This is a genomic window from Billgrantia aerodenitrificans, from assembly GCF_021404405.1.
GTDB classification, from domain to species: Bacteria; Pseudomonadota; Gammaproteobacteria; order Pseudomonadales; family Halomonadaceae; genus Halomonas; species Halomonas aerodenitrificans.
In genome coordinates, this window is sequence record NZ_JABFTV010000033.1 from 1 (window position 1) to 1,280 (window position 1,280).

At 53.3% G+C, this 1,280-nt stretch carries 1 rRNA gene; it reads right to left on the bottom strand.

The features are described 5' to 3' along the window. Positions 1-1,154: ribosomal RNA gene (locus tag HOP59_RS23425) — 23S ribosomal RNA — on the bottom strand; the annotation flags it as partial. Positions 1,155-1,280: the final 126 nt, after the last annotated feature.

Consider the following 1,280-nt stretch of genomic DNA (forward strand, 5'->3'; position numbering starts at 1 on the left):
ACCCGTAGCTTCGGTACCTGGTTTAGCCCCGTTACATCTTCCGCGCAGGCCGACTCGACTAGTGAGCTATTACGCTTTCTTTAAAGGATGGCTGCTTCTAAGCCAACCTCCTAGCTGTCTGAGCCTTCCCACATCGTTTCCCACTTAACCAGGATTTCGGGACCTTAGCTGACGGTCTGGGTTGTTTCCCTTTTCACGACGGACGTTAGCACCCGCCGTGTGTCTCCCACGCTGGCACTCACCGGTATTCGGAGTTTGCCTCGGGTTGGTAAGTCGGGATGACCCCCTAGCCGAAACAGTGCTCTACCCCCGGCGGTGATACGTGAGGCGCTACCTAAATAGCTTTCGAGGAGAACCAGCTATCTCCGGGCTTGATTAGCCTTTCACTCCGATCCACAAGTCATCCAAATCTTTTTCAACAGATCCTGGTTCGGTCCTCCAGTTGATGTTACTCAACCTTCAACCTGCTCATGGATAGATCGCCCGGTTTCGGGTCTATTTCCAGCGACTGGTCGCCCAGTTAAGACTCGGTTTCCCTACGCCTCCCCTATTCGGTTAAGCTCGCCACTGAAAATAAGTCGCTGACCCATTATACAAAAGGTACGCGGTCACATGACTTGCATGCTCCCACTGCTTGTACGCATACGGTTTCAGGATCTATTTCACTCCCCTCTCCGGGGTTCTTTTCGCCTTTCCCTCACGGTACTGGTTCACTATCGGTCAGCCAGGAGTATTTAGCCTTGGAGGATGGTCCCCCCATGTTCAGTCAAGGTTTCACGTGCCCCGACCTACTCGATTTCACGACACTCAGATTTCGGCTACGGGACTATCACCCGCTATGGTCAGGCTTCCCAGCCTGTTCGCCTATCAGTTGTGCCGCTTAAGGGCTAGTCCCCGTTCGCTCGCCGCTACTGGGGGAATCTCGGTTGATTTCTTTTCCTCGGGGTACTTAGATGTTTCAGTTCCCCCGGTTCGCCTCCCAACACCTATGGATTCAGTGTGGGATACCCAGCTTGTGCTGGGTGGGTTTCCCCATTCAGAAATGCCCGGGTCACAGGTCGTTTGCCACCTCACCGAGCCTTATCGCAGGCTACCACGTCTTTCATCGCCTCTGGCTGCCAAGGCATCCACCGTATGCGCTTAATCGCTTGACCATATAACCCGAAAGGGTCTGGTCCGCGATTACGTACGACAATTGCCGGATACGCTTGAGACGTATCTTGCATTTCTCCTTGCGGAGAAATTGTCAGCATGATTCACATTGTTAAAGAGCAGACTGT